This window comes from Streptomyces sp. NPDC060198 (assembly GCF_042728415.1).
GTDB lineage: Bacteria > Actinomycetota > Actinomycetes > Streptomycetales > Streptomycetaceae > Streptomyces.
This window is the reverse complement of record NZ_JBHWZJ010000655.1, coordinates 1-1739: the sequence shown is the minus strand read 5'-3', so window position 1 is coordinate 1739 and position 1739 is coordinate 1. Positions and strand designations below refer to the sequence as shown.

The 1739-nt window shown below is 73.5% G+C and carries 1 protein-coding gene; it reads right to left on the bottom strand.

The features are described 5' to 3' along the window. Positions 1 to 56 precede the first annotated feature (56 nt). Complete coding sequence (locus ACFWEP_RS34495; protein ID WP_387376229.1) at positions 57 to 1424, bottom strand: SGNH/GDSL hydrolase family protein; 1368 nt, start codon at positions 1422 to 1424, stop codon at positions 57 to 59. Positions 1425 to 1739: the final 315 nt, after the last annotated feature.

Sequence of the window (1739 nt, the reverse complement as noted above, 5' to 3'; positions counted from 1 at the left end):
CCCGCGCGGGGTCCCGGCTCACGCGCGTCCGCGGCGCCGGTCCGCGGAGGGCCGGGTCAGTTGAAGCCGAAGCCCCGGGGCAGCGGCTCCTGGTGGAAGAGCCGGGCGGGGACGGCGGCGGCGAGCGCCGCGTACCCCGCCGGGTTCAGGTGCAGGTGGTCGGCGTCGGAGTAGGCGGGGAGGAGTCGGCGCGGGTTCTGCGGGTCGCGGGCCGCCTTGTCGAAGTCCACGACGCTGTCGAACCGGCCGCTGGTGCGGATCCAGGCGTTGACCTTCTGCCGGGCCTGCTCGCGGTAGCCGGCCGGGTCGTCGTACGGGTCGTTGCCGCCGAAGGGCGTCAGCGTCGCCCCGTAGACCCGGATGCCCCGGGTGTGCGCCCGGACGATGATCTGGTCGTAGGCGGCGATGAGGTCGTCGGCCGTCCGCTGCTGGGCTGCCTCGGTGGCCTCGGCCGTACCGATGTCGTTGACGCCCTCGAAGACGAGGGCCCACTCCACGCCGCTCTGGGCCAGGACGTCGCGGTCCACCCGGGAGAGGGCGTTGGGGCCGAGACCGTCGTTGAGCACGCGGTTGCCGCCGGCCGCCTGGTTGAGGATCGCGGTGGAGGCCGTGTCCGGGCGGGACCGCAGCCGGTCGAGCAGCTGGTCGGGCCAGCGGTTGTTGGCGTCGGTGGTGGAGCCCCGGCCGTCGGTCAGCGAGTCGCCCACGACGACGGCGGCGGCGGTGGTGTCCGGCGACCAGACCTCGACGCCGCTGAGGAAGTACCAGTGGGCGGCGGAGGCGGCACCGGTCAGGTCCTCGTCCCGCACGTGGTCGCCGGCGAGCAGGTACGAGGTGGTCCGGGAGCCCGGGTGCGAGGTGACGCTGTTCGACGCCTGACCGTGTGCCAGGTACACGGTGACCGTGAGGTTCGTCCCGGGCGCCACGTCGAAGTCCAGCGGGTCCGAGACGGCCTGGGAGCCCACCGGGACGACCGTCGAGGCGCTGCCCGAGAACGTCACCGTGCGGAAGGTCGCGGGCCGGATCGCGCTGGCTCCGGCCCGGCCCCCGGCGGGCAGCGCCACCGACACCGAGGTGAGCGGCAGCGCGGCGCCGCCGAACGCGTTGGAGAACCGCAGCCGCACCTGCTTCCCGCCGACCGACACGTGGACGGTCTGCCGCAGGGTGGTGTCGTCGAGGACCTTGCCGTCCTGGGTGAAGGGGGCGGGCGGCATGTTGTTCGGCTCGGTCAGCTGCGGCATGGACGTCCAGGTGTTCACCCAGTGCGTCCCGGCCTGTCGCGCGTGGGCGGTGGCGCTCCGCCCGCTCCCGGCGTCGCCCCCGGCGTCCGCGGCTCCGGCGACTCCCACGGCGGTGCCCGTCGCCACGGTGGCCGCGAACGCCACCGTCACGGCCAGACCGGTCTTCGAAAACTTTCGAGCCATGGACTGTATCCCCTCGAACGGATCGATCCCTCACATGCCCTTGCACGCTTCGGCGGCGACGGTAAGCGGGGCGTTTCCAGGGTGTCAATGACTCTCACACGATCCGATACAACGCATGAAGTCCGCGAAAGTTTCGGAGAGTTGGGCATAAGGGTACGGGTCACGACAGAGGCGGCCCGGGCCGGCGCGGACCCCGGGTCCCGGGCGCGCGCGGACGGCCGGACCCGGTGTGACACCGGCGCCGCCCGGCGGACACGAATGCGGCCACGCCCGGCGGACATGCGTACGGCCCCGACGCGCGGGTCGCGTCGGGGC

Bases quoted from the DNA above. Each gene is read 5' to 3' on its own strand.
- ACFWEP_RS34495 (WP_387376229.1), bottom strand. From the start codon at position 1,424: ATGGCTCGAAAGTTTTCGAAGACCGGTCTGGCCGTGACGGTGGCGTTC.